This window comes from Rhodococcus sp. D-46, from assembly GCF_011290655.1.
GTDB lineage: Bacteria > Actinomycetota > Actinomycetes > Mycobacteriales > Mycobacteriaceae > Rhodococcus_F > Rhodococcus_F qingshengii.
The window spans coordinates 87,359-105,611 of record NZ_JAANTF010000005.1 but is presented as its reverse complement, the minus strand read 5'-3'; the positions used below and the strand labels follow the sequence as shown (position 1 = coordinate 105,611).

The following is an 18,253-nucleotide window of genomic DNA, read 5'->3' as shown; positions in this document are numbered from 1 at the left end:
CCACAATCTATGTAGACTGGTCTACATGGGAAATTCTGAAATGCTCGAACAGTTGCGGGCGGTCAACGCCTCGGCGGCCTTCAACCGGTGGGCCGGATTCGAAGTCACGGAGGCCGAACCGGGTCGCGTTTGTCTGCGGCTCGAATGGCGTGAGGATCTGGGCCAGTACTCGGGACACCTGCACGCTGCGCTCGTGGCGGGACTCGTCGACACCGCGTGCGGATTTGCTGCTTTCACCCAGGTAGGTGTCGTGGCGGCGTCCAACTGCGCGGTCAATTTCGTGAGTCCGGGCGTCGGAACCGCATTTGTCGCTACGGCGCGCTCGGTCAAGGCCGGGCGCAAGCAGGTGTTCGTCACTGCCGAGGTACATGCCGAACGCGAAGGCGAATCCGTGCTCGTCGCGTTCGGCACCACCCTGTTGGTTCCACTCGCCCCTCAGACACAGGGAACCGCAAGCAACGTCAGGGAATGAGGATGAACTTCCCGGCGGGATGGGAGCTCTGCAACTCGGTGTGAGCGAGTGCCACGTCCGCTAGCGGGAAGGTCTTGGCGATCTTCACGATGAGGTGTCCGGAACCGGCTTGTTCGACAAGTTCGGATCGTGCCTTCAACCGGGCTTCGGCGCTCGCCGGATTACCGCCGCCGACGGAAGCGAAGCCGTCGGTCTGAGCTCGCCCGAACGCGACGATGGTGACGATGCGACTCTTGTCGGTGACCAAAGCCAGAGATGCATCGACGGCTTCGTCCGTTCCGGCGGTGTCGAACGCCGCATCGACGCCGTTCGGCGCGAGTTCACGGACACGCGCTTCGAGGCCGTGGCCGTAGAGCACAGGCGTGGCGCCGAGCGAGCGCACGTAATCCTGATTCGAGGCTCCCGCAGTGCCGATCACCGTAGCTCCGCGACCAACTGCCAGCTGAACAGCGATCGCACCGACGCCGCCGGACGCGCCGTGGATGAGAACGGTGTCGCCGGAACCGACCCGAATGGTGTCGAGGGCGTCGACTGCAGTTCCGCCGACCAGAAGGAGGCCGGCTGCCTGTTCCCAGCTGATGCCTGCGGGCTTCGCGGTGACAGAGGAGACCGGCACGACTACTTGTTCGGAGTAGAGGCCGTTGCCGGGGCTGACGATCACTTCGTCGCCGACGTTCACATTTGTGACGCCGTCGCCGACAGCCGAGACGACGCCCGCTGCCTCGCCGCCGAGGCGGATGGGAAGTTTCTCGGGGTCGGTGCCGAAAGCGCCGCTGTAGAGCTTGAAGTCGAAGGGATTGACGCCGATCGCCTTCACGTCGACCAGGACTTCACCTGATTTCGGTGCCGGTAAATCGACGTCCACCAGCTTCAGGACCTCGGGCGTGCCGTACGTCTGCGCTACAACAGTTTTGGTCATGTCTCGCGCAACCGTCCTCGGGGAAGCGATATTCCCCGAGGACGGGAAAAACTCGAGAAGATTCGATCAGCGGATCAGGGTGCCCAGATCGAGCGGCATCGCGATGCCGGTGATGTGATGGGCCTCGTCGGAACCGAGGAACGCGACGGCGGCGGCGATGTCCTCCGGCTGGCTGACCGGGTCGGGCAAGGTCTGCATGAAGATCGGACCGAGTGTGTGGGCGTTGGCGTCGATGAGCGGCCGCATGTCCGTCATCTGCATTCCGGTTTCCACGCCGTGTGGGTGGATGGTGTTGACCCGAATGTTGTACTGCCCCAACTCCGAGGCCATCGTCTTGGCCAGACCGGTGATGCCGTGTTTGCTCGCGACGTAATGGCCGAGGAAGGGGAGGCCGCGCAGGCCGGCGACGGAGCTGGTGAAGATGATCGAGCCACCGGTGCCTTGCTTGATCAGGTGCGGGATCGCTGCCTTGGCGGTGTGGAAGACGCCGGTCAGGTTGACGTCGAGCGTTTCCTGCCACTGCTCGGGCGTGATTTCCCAGGACATGTTGGCAGAACAGATTCCGGCGTTCGCGACGACGACGTCAAGTCGCCCCAATTCGTCGATGCCGGCCGCGAGCGCCGCGGACAGCGCAGAGAAGTCGCGAACGTCGGTCTTGGTAGCGACAATTCGACGGTCCAGGGCCTTGACGAGTTCGACTGTCTCGGCCAGGTCGTCGTCGGTGGCGCCGGCATACGAGGTGGATTCGAATTGAACACACGCGTCGACGGCGATGATGTCTGCGCCCTCTTCTGCCAGCCGGACAGCTTCGGCGCGCCCCTGACCACGGGCGGCTCCGGTGATGAAGGCAACTTTTCCGGTGAATCGACTGGCGGCCATGCTCAAACCTCCGACTAGTGGTGATGATCTGCTCTTCGGAAGTTAGCGCGACGAAGTTCTTTTCGGGGGTGAATGCCCAGTCAGCGGAAACCGCTCAGCGCACCCTGGTCAACAGGGCACATGGCCCGGCAGCGAAGATGTCCCGCGCATCCGAAGACAAGACGGGTTGTCCGCTCAGTGCGTCGACCCATTCGCCATCTGGCAGGTCCACTCGCGTATCTCTCCAACCGTGCGACGAGAGTCTGAGCGAATGTCGCGTCGCCACAGCAACGACCATAGGCGGATCACCTGCCGGGCCGCGCGAGAAGCCGACCAGATGACCGGATCCGGAACCTGAAGCGAAGACCGGCCGGTACTCACCGTGATCGAACCACGAGGGGTTCTCCCGCCGCAGTGTCAGTGCCGTGCGAACGAGGTGCAACTTTGCGGTTCCTGTTGCGTCGATCGGCGCGGCGCCGGAATCGAGCAGTGATCGCCTCGTTCCGTAGTCGACAAGCCGCCGGTTGTCCGGATCGACCAACGAGTCCTCCCACAGCTCAGTGCCCTGGTAGACGTCGGGAACGCCGGGCCCGAGAAGTTGGAGCAGCTTTTGGCCCAGAGAGTCCGACCAGCCGTGACGCGCGATCCGGCCGACGAATTCGCTGACCGAATCACCGACCGGGCCGTCGATCACCTCGTCGATCCAGCGGTGAACTGCCGACTCGAAGTCGACGTCCGGATCGTTCCAGGAAGTTCTGGCGCCGGACTCGCGGACGGCTTTCTCCGCATAGGCGTGCAAACGCTCGCGCAGCTCTGGAACCGAGGCTGCCGAGCGGCCGTCCGCCGGCCACACACCGATGATGTTCTGCCACAAGAACAATCCGGTAAGCGGATCAGGGCTGGGGCACACGTCTTCCCACTCGCGAATCAGCCGGGCCCACAGCGTCGGCACCTGAGACACAACACCGATCCGTGCCCGCACGTCCTCGCCGCGTTTGGTGTCGTGAGTGGACAGACTCGTCATCGCGCGCGGCCACCGCTTCGCTCGGTCCGCGTTGTGGAGATGGAATTCGGCGATGGAGACGGCAAGCGATGCCGGGTTGCCGCCGACTTCCTGACGTGAGACCAGGCGCGCCGTCCGATAGAAGAGTCGATCTTCGACGGACTTGGCCATGACAGCGCCACACACCTGCTGGAAGCGAACTGAGGCTTCACCGCTGTTCACCAGGGATTGCGCCAACACGTTGAACGATGGTTCATGTCCGGGAGCCAATTCGTGCATGTCGCCGACGATCCGAGCGGCCAAACCGGCGAGGGGACTGTAGTCGGATCGGTACACCGGCATCCGAGCGATCGCGACGACAACTGCGTCGTTCAGTTCGGTCTCACTGCAACGACTTCCGGTTTCGCGTCGGATTGCACGTACGAGCCTGCGAACCTCCGGTGCCAGGTCACCGCGCCCGGTGTCGCGTTTGAACTGACGTTCGGTGTGATGCAACCACGTACTGTCCCCGTCGTCGCCGGTCAGATCTGCCGAGAGTTCGGTCAATTCGAGTTCGGCGGCGGGATCGACGAAAATGCCGCCCAACTGATTGAGGGCGTCGTATCCGGTGGTGCCGTCGATCGGGAGCATCGGATCGAGTGGTTCCGTATGGCCGAGGATCTTTTCGATCACGAGCCACTGATCTGGTCCGATCAGTTCTCGCAGGCGCCCGAGATATTCCGCCGGATTCGCGAGTCCGTCCGGATGATCGATGCGAACGCCGTCGATCAGTCCTTCGTCGACCCACGACTTCACTTGCCGATGGCAGAGTTCGAAGACTTGGGGGTCCTCCTGGCGCAGCGCAGCGAGTTCGTTGACGGCAAAGAACCGTCGGTAATTGACGATCCCGGCGTTCCACGGTACGAGTCGGTACGACTGCCTGGAGTGCACCTCCTGTGGAGATCCGAATTCAGTACCGGCAGCGATGGGGAAGCGGTGCTCGTAGAACGCGAGAAGTGTTTCCTCGCCATCTTTCTCGACAGTCAGTGCGTCGAGATCGTCCGGGCTGCCCAGTACCGGGAGTGAGAGTTTGCCGTCGGCGCCGTTGGCTCCGTTGTCCTCGGCCCAATCGATGTCGAAGAAATGCGCGTACTCCGACGACTGCCCGTGCGTGAGAACGTCCCACCACCAAGCATTTTCGCGAGGTTTGGCGACACCGACATGGTTGGGGACCAGATCGACGATCAGGCCCATCCCACGTGATCGAACGGCGCGCGAGAGCTCCACCAGGGCCTCGCGGCCACCAAGTCCTTCGGACACGGTTGTCGGATCGGTGACGTCGTAGCCGTGCGTCGATCCGGACGTTGCAGTGAGGATGGGGGAGAGATAGAGATGTGAGACCCCCAATGCCTCGAAGTAGTCCACCTGTGCGGCCGCATCACGAAGAGTGAATGCATCCGGTCGCAACTGCAGTCGGTAGGTGCTGGTTATCGGGGCCATGTGCACGTCTCCCTCAAGCGGTTCTGCGAAGTACCGTCAATGCTCGCGCTTTTACATCCAATGTTGTTCCGGCTTTGATCACGGTATCGCTCTCACCGGTGGGGACCGAGGTGTCGAGTACGACGGTCCACTCCGACGCGTAGTCCGCGTTGGGGGTGGAGAATTCGAGATCTTCGTAGTGGGCGTTGAAGCAGAGAAGGAACGAATCTCCGGTGACGCGCTCGCCACGGTAGTTCGGTTCCGGGATCGCGTCACCGTTGAGAAAGACAGCCAACGACTTGCCGAAACCGCTGTCCCAGTCGGCCGGAGTCATCTCTTCGCCAGACGGCGTGAGCCAGGCGATGTCGCGACTCTGATCGCCGCTTCGAATAGGTCGCCCCTCGAAGAATCGACGACGCCGGAAGACCGGGTTCTTGGCGCGCAAGGCAATTGCGCGCTTGGTGAACTCGACGAGGTCGGCGTTGGTTTCCGCGAGAGTCCAATCCATCCATGACAGTTCCGAATCCTGGCAGTAAACGTTGTTGTTACCCTGCTGAGTTCGGCCCATCTCGTCGCCGTGAGCAAGCATCGGGGTGCCCTGGCTGAGCATCAGCGTAGCCAGTATGTTCCGGCTCTGACGGCCACGCAGTTCGAGGATTTCCGGGTCGTCGGTGGGGCCTTCGACCCCGCAGTTCCAAGATCGGTTGTGCGATTCGCCGTCGTTGTTGTTCTCGCCGTTGGCTTCGTTGTGCTTCTCGTTGTACGAGACGAGGTCGTGCAGGGTGAAACCGTCGTGAGCGATGACGAAGTTGATGCTCGCGCCAGGGCGACGTCCGGTGGCCTCGTAGAGATCAGAGGATCCGGTGAGACGGGAGGCGAACTCCCCCAGCGTTGCCGGCTCACCACGCCAGTAGTCGCGGACGGTGTCGCGGTATTTGCCGTTCCATTCGGTCCACAGGCCGGGGAAGTTGCCGACCTGGTAACCGCCTTCGCCGACGTCCCACGGTTCGGCGATCAGCTTCACCTGACTGACGATCGGATCCTGTTGCACGAGATCGAAGAAGGCCGAAAGGCGGTCCACGTCGTGCAGTTCACGGGCGAGTGTCGAGGCGAGGTCGAAGCGGAAACCGTCGACGTGCATCTCCGTGACCCAGTACCGCAGAGAGTCCATGATCAATTGCAGCGTATGCGGATGACGGGCGTTGAGGCTGTTGCCCGTTCCGGTGTAGTCCATGTAGTGCTCTTCGTCGCCGTCGACCAGGCGGTAGTAGGCGGCATTGTCGATTCCGCGGAAGCTGATGGTCGGCCCCATGTGATTGCCCTCGGCGGTGTGGTTGTAGACCACGTCGAGGATCACTTCGATACCCGCCTGGTGGAAGCTGCGCACCATGGCTTTGAATTCCGCTACGGCCGCATCGGGTTTCGTGGCCGAGGAGTAGTCGGTGTGTGGAGCGAGAAAGCCGAAGGTGTTGTAACCCCAGTAGTTTCGCAGACCTTGGTCGAGAAGCACCTGATCGTGCATGAACTGGTGGACCGGCATCAGTTCGATCGCCGTGACACCCAGATCGGTGAGGTGCTCGATGATCACCGGATGAGCGAGCCCCGCGTACGTGCCGCGCAATTCCTCCGGAACTCCGGGATGCGTCGCGGTCATACCCTTGACGTGCGCTTCGTAGATGACCGTCTCGTGATACGGACGCTTCGGCGAGTGGTCGGACGCCCAATCGAAGAACGGGTTGATGACGACGGTCGACATCGTATGGCCGAGCGAATCATGTTGGGGGAAAGGGATGGTGGCGGGTTCGTCGACGAGTGGTTCCGGCTCGAAGGGTTCGGGCTCGAGGATCTCGTCCGATTCCTGATCGCCCGTGGGCGAGTCGTCTTCGAGGCCCACCTCGTCCGATTCGGCTTCCGAACTCGTTTCGTCGATAGCCTCTTGCGGCTCCACGGCGGGAGATTCGTCGTCTCCTGAAGGTTCGGGGTCCGCCGCCGATTCGACGTCGTACGAGAACAGCGAACGGTCTCCGTCGAAGTCTCCGTCGAACGCTTTTCCGTACGGGTCCAGCAGGAGCTTGCTCGGATCGCATCGCAGACCTGCAGCCGGATCGTACGGCCCGTGTACGCGGTAGCCGTATCGCTGGCCGGGGGATACCGACGGAAGGTACGCATGCCAGACGTAACCGTCGACCTCGTCCATCCGAATGCGGGTTTCGGTTCCGTCCTTGGCGATCAGGCACAGCTCGACGGCCTCGGCGACCTCGGAGAAGAGCGAGAAATTGGTCCCCGCGCCGTCGTAGGTGGCACCGAGTGGGTACGCACTGCCAGGCCATACCGGGATGGGAGTGGCTGAGGTCTCGCTCGGCGGTTGATCCATGAATCAGACCCTATCGGGTGCAGCCGATCGAATCTCGTCGACTGTCTACGGTGCCGATCACCGTTTCGCCTGGCTGCGGGCGGTTGCAAGCATTCCGGCTGTGATCTGTTCCACCTCTGCCTCCGAACACAGGTACGGAGGCATCGCGTACACGAGGTTGCGGAACGGCCGGAGCCAGACGCCGGCGTCGACGGCTGCATCGGTCGCGCTCTGCATGTCGACCGGCTGTTCGAGTTCGATCACTCCGATTCCGCCTTTGACGCGGACGTCGACGACCCCGGGAATTGTGACGGCTTCGGCGAGGCCTCGAGCGAGGCCACGTTCGAGGGTTGCGACGTCACGCCGCCAGTCCATCGCAAGCAGAAGTTCGGTCGACGCCACCGCGACGGCACACGCGAGTGGATTGCCCATGAAGGTGGGGCCGTGCATCAGCCCGCCGCCCTCACCGGCAGTGATGGTCTCCGCGATCTCCGTGGTGCACAGCGTTGCCGCCAGACTCATGTACCCGCCGGTCAGTGCCTTGCCGACGCACATGACGTCGGGACTGACGCCGGCGTGATCGGCGGCGAACAATTCTCCGGTGCGTCCGAATCCGGTCGCGATTTCGTCGAAGACCAGGAGGACTTGGTACTTGTCGCAGAGGTTACGCAGGTCGATCAGGTACGCGGGATCGTGGAAACGCATTCCGCCGGCACCTTGGACCACTGGTTCCACGATCACCGCTGCGAGGTGCTCGTGATGCTCGGCCAAGAGCGATTCCAACTCCTGCACGTATTCGGGGAGATAGCCCGCCGGGGGAGCCTGCGCGAAGACCTGAGGGCGCAGGACGTCGGTCCAGAGAGAATGCATGCCGCCGTCGGGATCGCAGACGCTCATGGGGGTGAAGGTGTCACCGTGGTATCCGCCGCGCCAGGTCATCAAACGATTCTTCGACGGCTTTCCGAGGCTCCGCCAGTACTGCAGGCACATCTTCACTGCGACTTCGACGGCCACCGAACCGGAGTCGGAGAGGAACACCTTGTCGAGGTGAGGTGGTGTGATGTCGACGAGCAGCCGCCCGAGGCGAGCGGCGGGTTCGTGCGTCAGTCCACCGAACATGACATGGCTCATCTTGCCGAGCTGCCGTGCGGCGGCGGTGTCGAGCACGGGATTGCGGTAGCCGTGAATGGCGGCCCACCACGAGCTCATCCCGTCGACCAATCGGCGGCCGTCGGAGAGCGTCAGGCTAGCCCCCTGCGCAGAGTCGACGATCAGCGGACGAGTCGACGCGGGAAACGATCCGTACGGATGCCAGAGGACATCGGCATCGATGGCGGAGACGTCATGGGGATCAAGTCCGGTTGTGAGCACGGATGCACCCTAACCATTGAGTTGAACGGTGTTCAAGTATGGTCGGAAAAGTGAACACCTCGCTGAATTGGCTGACGGCCGTCGAAGCGGACCGCAGGGCCGCCGGACTGCGTCGCGAACTCCGTCCTCGCACGGTCGACTCCCCGTTGATCGACCTGGCGTCGAACGATTACCTCGGACTCGTGCGGCACCCCGATGTGATGGAGGGTGCCGCGGCGGCTCTGCGCCGTTGGGGCGCGGGCGCCACGGGCTCGCGTCTGGTCACCGGCACCACCACCGAACACGAACTGCTCGAAGTCGAACTGGCCGAGTTCGTCGGGGCGGACTCCGGACTTGTCTTCTCCTCCGGTTACACAGCCAATCTCGGCGCGGTGACGGCGCTCTCGGGTCCAGGGTCGTTGATCGTCTCCGATGCGGGATCGCATGCCTCGCTGGTGGATGCCTGCCGCCTGTCACGTGCTCGGGTTGTCGTTGCTCCGCATTCGGACGTGGGCTTTCTCGCCGACACGTTGCGCAGCAGAGTGGAAGAGCGAGCGCTGGTCGTCACCGATTCGGTCTTCAGTGCCGACGGAGACCTCGCGCCACTGCGGCAGATGCATCAGGTGTGCCGCGAGTACGGGGCGATCCTGTTGGTCGACGAGGCGCATGGCATCGGTGTGCGCGGTGCCGGTGGACGTGGACTCGTCCACGAGTCGGGCCTGGCCGGTGAACCCGACGTCGTCGTGACGGCAACACTGTCCAAGTCGCTCGCCAGCCAGGGCGGAGTTGTGCTCGGTGACAACAAGATCCGCGCGCATCTCATCGACGCGGCAAGAACGTTCATCTTCGACACCGGGCTCGCACCGGCCGCCGTAGGCGCGGCCAGGGCTGCACTCGCCGTACTCCAGCGTGAGCCGACGCGAGCGCTCGACGTCCTGGCCCGGGCATCCGAGCTGGCGGACGTCACCGGTGCTCCGTCGCCTGAATCTGCTGTCGTCTCAGTCGTTCTCGGTGATCCGCAGCGGGCGTTCGATGCCGCGTCGGCGTGCCGGGATCAGGGGTTGCATGTCGGTTGCTTCCGCCCGCCGTCGGTTCCGGAAGGAACGTCACGGCTGCGTCTGACCGCACGAGCGACGCTGTCCGCATCCGAGATGGAGCGGATCGCTCTCGTACTGCGCGAAGTATTGGCCGGAGCCCGAGCATGAGCATTTTCCTGGTGACCGGAACGTCGACCGACGTCGGAAAAACAGTGGTGACAGCCGCATTGGCATCGGTGGCCTTGCAGTCGGGCAAGTCGGTTGCAGTGCTCAAACCGGCCCAGACCGGCGTCGACGTGGACGGTGCGGGTGATCTGGCCGAGATCGAGCGTCTGACCGGCGGCGGCGTGACGCTGGTCGAGTTGGCGCGGTATCCCGAACCTTTGGCGCCGGATACTGCTGCCCGTCGAAGTGGTCTGCCGTTGTTGGCGCTCGACGAAGTAGTCCGAGTTGCTCGCGACCTGGACACCACCCACGACTTGACCCTGATCGAAGGCGCCGGCGGCTTGCTGGTCCGCTTGGGCGTCGACGGGTTCACCGCTCGCGATCTTGCCGCGGCTCTGGCAGTGCCAGTGGTGCTGGTGGTTGCGTCCGGCCTGGGCACGCTCAACCACACCGCACTGACCGTGGAAGCCCTACGTGCATCCGGCGTGGACTGCGCCGGGTTGGTGATCGGTTCGTGGCCGCAGGAACCGGACCTCGCCGAGAGATGCAATCGCGAGGATCTGGTTTCGGTCAGCGGTGTTCCCCTTCTCGGGGTAATGCCTGCCGGAAGTGGAGGCGCGAGTGTCCGAGAGTTTGCTCGCACCGCTTCGATCACGCTCCGTGAACTTCATTTGACCAACTGACGACGTAACATCCGATTTGTCCGCATCGATAGCCAAGGCACAGTGGGGCGCCTCGGGTTTCGACGTCCCTCGCGTACGATTCCGGTCGGTATATTTCGACGGGTGTCTTGCGGCGACCCTGCATCCGGGGCGCCTTGGTCACCGACAGTGGTTGTCGAATTGTGAGTAGGTCAGTCGAATGTAGGTGGTGAGCACGGTCGAAAAGTCGTTGTCGTCATCGGCCGTACGTCGCGCACTGCTTATCGGCGTAGTCGTCTTCGTCTCGTGCCTGGTCGGAATTCTGAGCCGTCTGCCGGGCACGCTTGCAGTCTTCTGGCCGGCGAACGCGCTGCTACTCGGGATCCTCTTTCGGTCGCCGCGTTCCGCCACACTGCTCACCTGGATCTGCGTCGTAGTCGGTTATGTCGGAGCCGACCTGATCACCGGTGGGGCATGGGAGTCCACGGTGTGGCTCAACGCGGCCAACATCGTCGGGGTTGCGAGCGGCTTCTACGCCTTTCGCTGGGTCGACAGTGAGGACCGTCGACTGACCAGTATTCAGTCCGTCGGCTATCTCGTGTCGATGACTGTCGCCGCCGCGTCGATGGCGGCGCTCGTGGGCGGAATCGCGAACCGCGTGCTGTTCGGCGGGCAGTGGTGGGACGGCTGGTTGCTCTGGTTCTCGAGTGAGTTCGTCAACTACATGACCATCGTCCCCTTGGTGCTGACATTCCCTTCGCTTCGACGAGTGGATCGAGAACCGAAAGCTGTTGCCACGCTTGTGCGTCGATCAGTCGTTCCGACGGCGCTGCTGGCCGTCTGCATCATCTTGGAGTGGGTGATAGGCGGTGCCGGAGCGATCGCGTTTGCCATGCCGGCGCTGGTGACTGCAGCCTTGCTCACCAATGTATTTGTCACGTCGGTGCTCACCGCTGTGTCAACTGCCTGGACGTTGGTACTGACGGTCGACGGCCATCTCGGATTGTCCAGCGAGGGCGTCTCGCCGGTCAGCGCGTCGGTCCAGATCGGATTGTCGCTGCTGGCGGTAGCGCCGATCGCGGTGGCCTGCGTGATCCTCGAGCGTCGCCGCGCGCTCGAGGCACTCACCCAGGCCGTCACCCACGACGATCTCACCGGTGCGTTGCGCCGGGACGAATTCCTGCGGCGAGGCGGCAGCGTGACGGGTGCGACCGATCCGCGTCGCCCCTCTGGACGTCCGGTCAGCGTCCTGATGATGGATCTGGATCACTTCAAGATGGTGAACGACAACCTCGGTCATCGTGCCGGCGATACGGCGTTGGTGAGTTTTGCCGATCAGGTGCGGCGGCACCTCGATGACAAGCATCTCTTCGCCCGATTGGGCGGCGAGGAGTTCGTCGTACTGATGGCCGGCGTCGATCTCGAGGGTGCGACCGAAACAGCCGAGATGATTCGACGCGCGCAAGCGGAGAATTCGTCGGCAGTATTGGGTGAATTCGGGCCGACGGTCAGCATCGGCGTCGCGTGTTCACCCCACGGCGACGCAGACCTGACGCAATTGGTCGATTGCGCTGACGAGGCGTTGTATCGAGCGAAGAAGTTGGACCGCAATCGAACCGTGGCGCTCACGGTCGGTAGCTGAAGAAATACGTGCGGACCCGCAGTTTGTTGCGGGTCCGCACGTGGTGGTGGAGTCGACCGATTCAGAACAGATTGATCAGCGCAGGAACACTGAACAGCGCTACGTAGTAACCCATGAACAGAACTCCGCCGTGAATCTTGAACAGGCGCCCGAGAAGACCACCGACCAGGCCGACCGTCACGGTGATCAGAAGCCCGAGGATGCCGCCCTCCCAGATGCTGATGACGACGACGAGTCCCGTGAACACCGCGATCACAGCTTCGTGACTGATGTGCTTGACCACCGCTGACGCAGCGCGGTACGCGTAGTTCATGGCAAACGGGTATGCGATGACCGTTGCCGTGACCACTGCGAGCAGTCCGTAGAGCAGGAACTCCCACTGCGTCAGGTACGTGGAGAGATTGTTGATCACTCCGGTTTCCTGATTGGTCTCGAACACCGGTGGAGCGTTGAACAGAGGGGCTGCGGGGCCTGCCGCGAGCGGGCTGAGCGGAAGGCCGAAAGCGACGAGTGGGATGAGGGTTTCCGCGATGTAGGTGGATTCCGTCGTACCGTTCTTCGCCGAGACCATTGTGGTCAGTCGGTGATAGCCGTTCTTGATCCGCGCACCTACCAGCTCACCCATCAGAACAGTCATGGCGACCGGGCTGAAGACGAAGGTTGCGCTCGACACCGTGGAAGCGGCGGCGGTGTAACCGATCTGCTTGCGATCGAGGACCTTCAGAGGATTGGGGAAGTATCCCTTCCATCCTTTGATGTCCGGGGCCAATGCAACGGTTTTGGGTTCACTGCGTTCCATGTCCTTACGGCTCGACGGGCCCAAGGTCAATGCGAGGTCCGCGATCAGCGGCCCGACTGCGATCGCAAGGAAGTAGCTGATGTTCAGCGACACATCGTAATTCGACGTCAACGCGCGGGCGCCGAGGATCAAGATGACGAAGGGAACGAGGGCGACAACCCCGGCCCAGCGGCCTGGTGAGGCGTAGGCGATGCCGATGGCGGCGACCAGGAACAGCCACGGTGCTATCGACTGAACGGTGTCCGCGAACGGCGCGAGGATGGTCGCGAACAAAACGGCAACCGGCACAGCGACGAACGCCGAGATCACTGCTCCCGAGATCGCCTTGCGGAGTGCGATGTGCGGGATGCCGAGTGAGCGCATCATCTGCGCTTCCGGCAAGAGTGGAATCGCCATCGTGTCGCCGGGAATGCCCAGCAGCATCGTCGGCACCGCGTGCGTCATGTGTTTGGCGATCGCACCGGAGAGGAAGAACGTGAAGACCGCCGCCGGGGGAGCGCCGAGCAGAATCACGAGCAGAGTCAGCGGTGCAATCGTAGCGGTCTCGTCCGTGCCGGAGATCAATCCGATGAACGTGAACGCGACCGCACCGATGATGCCGAAGAGAACGGCAATCAGAATTTCGTTGGTCAGAACCGAACTCATGCGCGCCCACCGTCCTTCGGTGTGTTCGAGACCCGTGCGTGCTCGGCCTCGGCAGCGGCGAAGTGGTCGTACAGACCCAGCTCGCGAAGTTCCTGTCGGCTCTGCTCCGGAATGTCGGCGAGAGTGCCCAGACCCTGGCGCTGTTCACTCATCGTCGTGATGACACCGTCGATCGACTCCGCGTCGGCGGCGGCCAAGGCGACTATCCGCTTCGGCTTGATGAAGATTCCGCAGACCACGCCGGCGAGCAGGCAGGCCGCGATGCCGACCAGAAGGCTGTACGCCTGGGCCAACGACGGTTCGCTGACGACCCGTTCGAACAGTGCCTGGGCCGCGAGAAGGGCCGAGGCGCCGACGACACTGCCGACTGCAACGGAGATCGCGAGGTGTCGACCGTTGACGGTGTCACCCCAGACTTCGAGGTATGTCTGCTGCTCGGTCGGCTCGGTTGTGGTGGTCGGCGTCGTTGCCGGCTGCGGTGGTGACATCAGTCTTCTCCAGTGTCATGCATGGCGGGGTCGTACAGGGAAGGGCTTGCGAGATGAGGGGCTTGCGTTGCGGGTGTCAGGTGCGTGCTGCGCGGAGGGCGGTGACAACTCGGGACGGGCTCGAATGGCCGATCTGTTCGGCCATCCAGCTGCTTGTATCGGTGAGCGAATCCAGGTCGATGCCGGTGTCGATCCCGAGGCCGTGGAGCATCCACACCAGCTCCTCGGTGGCGAGATTTCCGGTCGCGCCCTTGGCATATGGGCACCGTCCGAGACCACCTGCGGAACTGTCGAATTCGGATACCCCAGCGGTCAACGACGCATAGACGTTCGACAGCGCCTGGCCGTAGGTGTCGTGAAAGTGCATGGCGATCTGCGATGTGGGGATGCCACGTTCTCGGAGGGCGCCGAGCAAAGCGAGCACATGGCCAGGTGTGCCGACGCCGATGGTGTCGCCGAGTGAGAGTGACGTGACACCGCTGTCGATCAGGGTCTTTGCGATGTCGGCGACACGCTCGACGGGCACGGAGCCTTCCCAGGGGTCGCCGAAGCACATGGAGATGTAGCCGCGGACGGGAAGTCCCAGGGCTCGGGCGGCCGTAGTGACCTCGGCAGCCGCGGCGATCGCGCCGTCCACCGTGGAATTGAGGTTGCGTTTCGCGAATTCCTTTGTGGCGCTGACGAATACTGCAACCTCGCTTGCTCCGGCGGCGACGGCCCGCTCGAGACCCTTGCGGTTCGGGACAAGAACGACCGTACGTACCGAGTCCGGCAGGTGCAGCCGACCCATCAATTCTTCCGCGTCCGCAAGTTGCGGGATCCATCGAGGTGAGACGAAACTCGTCAATTCGACAGTGCGGGAGCCGGCCGCGACCAGGCGTTCGATGAACTGGGCTTTCGTCTCGGTCGGGATCACCGCTGTTTCCGCTTGAAGTCCGTCGCGTGGCCCGACTTCGTAGATCCGGACCGAGGTCGGCAGCCCCGGCGCCGGCACTCGATGAGGCGCCGGCTTCCACACCGGTGATCCTGCAACTGTTTCGGTCATTGTCGTCAGTTTCCGCCGCGGATCTCGGCGAGAACCTTCTCGGCATGCTCGACGCGAATGCTCTTGTCCGCGATCAGGCGTGCCACCACGGCGTCGATCTCGCTCTTCTGCGCTCCGGCGGTGGCAGCGATGTTGCGGGCGTGCAGCCCCATGTGTCCGCGCTGGACACCCTCACTGGCCAGAACGCGGACAGCAGCCAGGTTCTGCGCCAGGCCGACTGCCAGGATGATGCCGGCGAGTTCCTCGGCGCTCTCGACGCCGAGCATCTTGATTGCGGCCTGCGCTACGGGGTGCACTTTGGTGGCCCCGCCGACGAGGCCGACCGGCATGGGTAGCTCGAGGGTGCCGACGATGTTTCCGTCGGCATTCTTCTCGAAATGCGAGAGCGACGAGTAGATTCCGTCGGCGTTGACTGCATGGGAGTGGCACCCGGCTTCGACTGCGCGCGTGTCATTTCCGGTCGCCAGCACCACGGCGCTGATGCCGTTCATGATGCCCTTGTTGTGTGTCGCGGCGCGGTAGGGATCCAGCTCCGCCAAGCGTGCGGCATGGATCAGGTTGTCCACAACCTCTGCGCCGCCGATCAATTCGGCGTCGAACACGGCGCGAACGCGTGTCAGCCGCAGATCGGCCTTGTTGGTGAGGATGCGCAGGACGACGTGTCCGCCGCCGATCTCGGCGACTCGATCCGCGATTGCCTCGGCCATCGTGTTGACGGCGTTGGCGCCCATCGCATCTCGTACGTCGACGTGAAGGTGGAGGACGACGTAGGCGGCCTTGTCTGAGGACACGATGCGAACCGAAACGTCCTTCACGCCACCGCCGACGCTGACCAGTTTCGGGTCCTGTTCGTTGGCGAGTGCAATGATTTCTTCACGTGCCTCGAGGAGTCGGATACGGGCGGCTGCCGGATCCACGACGTCGACGAGTTGTATCTGGGCCTGCATGATCGGCGGGGTACTCGAGACGTGAAAGCCGCCGAGTCCGCGTGCGATGCGAGCAGCGTTGCTTGCGGCTGCGACTACCGACGGCTCCTCGGTGGCGAGCGGGATCAGGTAGTCCGTGCCGTTGATCGTGAAGTTGGTGGCCACGCCGACCGGGATGCCGATGACGCCGAGGACGTTCTCGACCATGCGATCGGCCTGGTCGATGGTGAGGCCGTCGGCGGCGTCGTAGACCGCGATGTCTGCCTCGGTCAGGTCGGTCTGGCGGACGATCTCGGCGCGTCGTGCGGCGACGTCGTAGGACCGGAAATCGGCGATGCGGCTGTTGATGGACCGGTTGTTCATAGACACGTGGGGTCGTCCTCCTGAAGTGGTTCTGTGCTCCGCTTCACAGTAGGGAGGTCGATGCTTGCCAGGCCACGTGCTCACGACACATCGATCGGTCGAAATTGTAGTGTCATGCACCATCGGCGCTGTCGTTGATGCCGCTTCCGGCCTCTTCGGTTCCCACGTCCCGAAGTTCGTCGAGCCTCGTCGCCATGGACACCCGGAAAAAGTTCTCGTCTTCGCGCCACGATTGACCGAGGAGCGTACGGATGCGGTCGAGACGCTGAACGACGGTGTTGGGGTGATAGTTGAGTGCGCGGGCAGCCTTGGTCGGGCTCCCGTCGTTGCGTACCAGGGCACGAAGGGTCGCGGTGAGATCGGTGTCCTTGTCGCGGTCGTACGCGAGTACCGGGCCGATTACTTCGTCGATGAACTGATGAAGTGATTCCGGATTTTCGCCGAACAGAACGGTGTACGGCAGATATGACGCCGTCGTGACCGCGCCGTCGGTCTTGCCCAATGCCGTGAGTAGGCGGGCCGTGCGCAGCGCCGAGGTGAAGCGCGCCGGGAGCTCTTCGGGGCGTTCCGCCGTCGCCGGCGCAATGACTACTGCGTGCGGTCCTACCGAACCGGTGATCTGACGGTGAATGACCGTCGCCGCGGCTGCCGGGTTTCCCGAGCGCGAGACCACCGCGATCAATCCGGCATGCTGCGCCGCCAACCCCGCTACCGGCAGAGACTGCCCGATTGCGCGGAGCGCGGCGGTGCGGAGTTCCGGAGCGACCGACACCACGAGGACGGTGTCCAGTTCGCCGAGGGAGATGCCGAGGTTTCGGGTCCTACGTTCGAGATCGCGCCTACGCTCGGGCGCAGTGCTCAGCAAGTCGGCGACCAGTTCGTCACGTGCACGCCGGTCCGCTGCTGCCGCCGCCGAGTGTTGCAACACGAGGATGGCAGTGACCTGAGCTGCCCGTTCCACGGTCCGGAGTTCGACGGGGCCGATCGGCGCGTCCGAATGATTCAGCAAGATGGCCCCGAGGAACGATTCTCCGGCGGTTACGGCGCTGACGAGTTGGATCACGGTCTCACTGTCGGCGACGAACGTGCATCGGCCGCTTCGGCGACTCTGGTCGATGGCCTCGGACACGGCGGGAGGAAGAGACATCGGCACCGTCGTGATCTGCTCGCCAGAGGATTTCACGAGTGGGCGTAGCTCACTGTCGACGACGACGGTGCTGCGCTCGAGAGAGCTGCTGAGAGTTCGTGCAACCTGGGCGTATCCGCCGCCGCGGAGAACGGCGTGGATCAGATCCTGGTGGACGACGTTCGATTTGTCCCGCGCGGACACGTGTTCGCGCAGCTCGTCGAGTGCTCTCCCGGTCTCGGCAGCGGATTCCTCGGCGCGGTCGAGTGCCCGCGCGGTTTGCAGGACCACCGAGGCGTGATCAGCCAGCGCCGAGAGCAGGGCGATCTGATCTGCGGTAAAACGCCGTTCCCGACGGTCGGCGGCAAACAGGACTCCGAGGATCTGGCCGTCGGAGAGCATCGGCACGCCGAGAATCGCCACCAGACCCTCGGCGACGATCGCGGCATCGACCACTTCGTCATGGCGCGACTGCGTGTAGTCGCTGTAGTTCTGAACCCATTGGGCTGCTCGAGATTCGGCAATCGCGCTGACCAGTCCCGCGCCGGCAGGAACTTGCAGATGCTGGAGTTCCGGCGAGACCGCGCCGGCCGTCTTTCGAACATTCAGGTCACGAGTGATCACGTCGAACTCGGACAGGTACGTGACGTCGGTGCCCATGATGTCGTGTGCGCGGTTGACCAGCCTCTGCAGCAGTGTGTCCACGTCGCGAACCTGCGCGAGCTCACGTGCACTCGAATAGAGAACCGCCAATTCGTTCTCGCGACGGCGAAGTCGCCGAAATTCCGACCGACTGGCCCGGATGCGGGCCGCGGTCTCCGCGACCTCCGTTGCGCCAAAGCCGAATTCGGCAAGTACCTGTTCGACATGTTCGTCGCCGACTGCATCGGACGTCACGTCGAACAGCGCGGCAATCACGTTGGGCGCTGAGTCGGAGTCTGAATCAGGGGCGGTCACACCGAA

Annotated in this window: 14 protein-coding genes; 4 read left to right on the top strand and 10 right to left on the bottom strand. The window is 63.3% G+C overall.

The window, feature by feature from the left end; genetic code table 11:
• Positions 1 to 25: 25 nt before the first annotated feature.
• A complete protein-coding gene (locus G9U53_RS13730; protein ID WP_223304504.1) occupies positions 26 to 472 on the top strand; it encodes a PaaI family thioesterase in 447 nt (148 codons plus the stop codon).
• Here the strand turns inward: G9U53_RS13730 and G9U53_RS13725 are convergent.
• From G9U53_RS13725 to G9U53_RS13705, 5 genes are all read right to left on the bottom strand, one after another.
• Positions 462 to 1,391, bottom strand: a complete 930-nt coding sequence (locus G9U53_RS13725; protein WP_042921812.1) for an NADP-dependent oxidoreductase — start codon at positions 1,389 to 1,391, stop codon at positions 462 to 464. The genes G9U53_RS13730 and G9U53_RS13725 overlap by 11 nt on opposite strands.
• Positions 1,392 to 1,457: 66 nt before the next feature.
• On the bottom strand, positions 1,458 to 2,270 hold the full coding sequence (locus G9U53_RS13720; protein WP_007733124.1) for a mycofactocin-coupled SDR family oxidoreductase: 813 nt from the start codon (positions 2,268 to 2,270) through the stop codon (positions 1,458 to 1,460).
• A gap of 94 nt (positions 2,271 to 2,364) precedes the next feature.
• Positions 2,365 to 4,731 (bottom strand): malto-oligosyltrehalose synthase, encoded by a 2,367-nt coding sequence (gene treY / locus G9U53_RS13715; protein ID WP_165638793.1) that lies wholly within the window; start codon positions 4,729 to 4,731, stop codon positions 2,365 to 2,367.
• Between the two features lie 13 nt (positions 4,732 to 4,744).
• A complete protein-coding gene (glgX, locus tag G9U53_RS13710; RefSeq protein WP_083058773.1) occupies positions 4,745 to 7,084 on the bottom strand; it encodes a glycogen debranching protein GlgX in 2,340 nt (779 codons plus the stop codon).
• Positions 7,085 to 7,141: 57 nt separating this feature from the next.
• Positions 7,142 to 8,434, bottom strand: a complete 1,293-nt coding sequence (locus G9U53_RS13705; protein ID WP_165638792.1) for an adenosylmethionine--8-amino-7-oxononanoate transaminase — start codon at positions 8,432 to 8,434, stop codon at positions 7,142 to 7,144.
• 38 nt (positions 8,435 to 8,472) lie between these two features.
• On the opposite strand from G9U53_RS13705, the gene G9U53_RS13700 reads away from it, so the two are divergent.
• From G9U53_RS13700 to G9U53_RS13690, 3 genes are all read left to right on the top strand, one after another.
• The gene (locus G9U53_RS13700) at positions 8,473 to 9,618 is read left to right on the top strand and encodes an 8-amino-7-oxononanoate synthase (RefSeq protein WP_165638791.1); all 1,146 of its coding nucleotides are present in this window, start codon (positions 8,473 to 8,475) and stop codon (positions 9,616 to 9,618) included.
• Positions 9,615 to 10,298 carry a dethiobiotin synthase gene (gene bioD / locus G9U53_RS13695; protein ID WP_165638790.1) on the top strand — a complete coding sequence of 228 codons (684 nt, stop codon included), beginning with the start codon at positions 9,615 to 9,617 and terminating at the stop codon, positions 10,296 to 10,298. The genes G9U53_RS13700 and bioD overlap by 4 nt, the downstream gene beginning before the upstream one ends.
• A gap of 187 nt (positions 10,299 to 10,485) precedes the next feature.
• The gene (locus G9U53_RS13690) at positions 10,486 to 11,898 is read left to right on the top strand and encodes a diguanylate cyclase (protein WP_347570814.1); all 1,413 of its coding nucleotides are present in this window, start codon (positions 10,486 to 10,488) and stop codon (positions 11,896 to 11,898) included.
• A 61-nt stretch (positions 11,899 to 11,959) separates the two neighbouring features.
• Here G9U53_RS13690 and G9U53_RS13685 read toward each other — a convergent pair whose 3' ends face one another.
• The 5 genes from G9U53_RS13685 to G9U53_RS13665 all read right to left on the bottom strand — a co-directional run bounded on the left by G9U53_RS13685 (position 11,960) and on the right by G9U53_RS13665 (position 18,247).
• A complete protein-coding gene (locus G9U53_RS13685; protein WP_003941745.1) occupies positions 11,960 to 13,342 on the bottom strand; it encodes a tripartite tricarboxylate transporter permease in 1,383 nt (460 codons plus the stop codon).
• Entirely contained in the window at positions 13,339 to 13,830 is a 492-nt protein-coding gene (locus G9U53_RS13680; protein ID WP_003941716.1) for a hypothetical protein, read from the bottom strand. The genes G9U53_RS13685 and G9U53_RS13680 overlap by 4 nt, the downstream gene beginning before the upstream one ends.
• A gap of 76 nt (positions 13,831 to 13,906) precedes the next feature.
• Positions 13,907 to 14,875, bottom strand: coding sequence for a hydroxymethylglutaryl-CoA lyase (locus G9U53_RS13675; protein ID WP_165638788.1), 969 nt, complete (start codon positions 14,873 to 14,875; stop codon positions 13,907 to 13,909).
• 5 nt (positions 14,876 to 14,880) lie between these two features.
• Positions 14,881 to 16,164 (bottom strand): hydroxymethylglutaryl-CoA reductase, degradative, encoded by a 1,284-nt coding sequence (locus tag G9U53_RS13670; RefSeq protein ID WP_054827941.1) that lies wholly within the window; start codon positions 16,162 to 16,164, stop codon positions 14,881 to 14,883.
• 112 nt (positions 16,165 to 16,276) lie between these two features.
• Positions 16,277 to 18,247: a helix-turn-helix domain-containing protein gene (locus G9U53_RS13665; RefSeq protein ID WP_347570813.1), complete on the bottom strand. Its 1,971-nt coding sequence runs from the start codon at positions 18,245 to 18,247 to the stop codon at positions 16,277 to 16,279.
• Between the last annotated feature and the right edge of the window lie 6 nt (positions 18,248 to 18,253).

What these genes read in the sequence shown, in the direction of transcription:
- G9U53_RS13670 (WP_054827941.1), bottom strand. Translation starts at nt 16,164, where the DNA reads ATGAACAACCGGTCCATCAACAGCCGCATCGCCGATTTCCGGTCCTAC.
- G9U53_RS13675 (WP_165638788.1), bottom strand. Translation starts at nt 14,875, where the DNA reads ATGACCGAAACAGTTGCAGGATCACCGGTGTGGAAGCCGGCGCCTCAT.
- G9U53_RS13685 (WP_003941745.1), bottom strand. Translation starts at nt 13,342, where the DNA reads ATGAGTTCGGTTCTGACCAACGAAATTCTGATTGCCGTTCTCTTCGGC.
- G9U53_RS13700 (WP_165638791.1), top strand. Translation starts at nt 8,473, where the DNA reads ATGGTCGGAAAAGTGAACACCTCGCTGAATTGGCTGACGGCCGTCGAA.
- G9U53_RS13720 (WP_007733124.1), bottom strand. Translation starts at nt 2,270, where the DNA reads ATGGCCGCCAGTCGATTCACCGGAAAAGTTGCCTTCATCACCGGAGCC.
- treY (WP_165638793.1), bottom strand. Translation starts at nt 4,731, where the DNA reads ATGGCCCCGATAACCAGCACCTACCGACTGCAGTTGCGACCGGATGCA.
- glgX (WP_083058773.1), bottom strand. Translation starts at nt 7,084, where the DNA reads ATGGATCAACCGCCGAGCGAGACCTCAGCCACTCCCATCCCGGTATGG.
- G9U53_RS13725 (WP_042921812.1), bottom strand. Translation starts at nt 1,391, where the DNA reads ATGACCAAAACTGTTGTAGCGCAGACGTACGGCACGCCCGAGGTCCTG.
- bioD (WP_165638790.1), top strand. Translation starts at nt 9,615, where the DNA reads ATGAGCATTTTCCTGGTGACCGGAACGTCGACCGACGTCGGAAAAACA.
- G9U53_RS13680 (WP_003941716.1), bottom strand. Translation starts at nt 13,830, where the DNA reads ATGTCACCACCGCAGCCGGCAACGACGCCGACCACCACAACCGAGCCG.
- G9U53_RS13730 (WP_223304504.1), top strand. Translation starts at nt 26, where the DNA reads ATGGGAAATTCTGAAATGCTCGAACAGTTGCGGGCGGTCAACGCCTCG.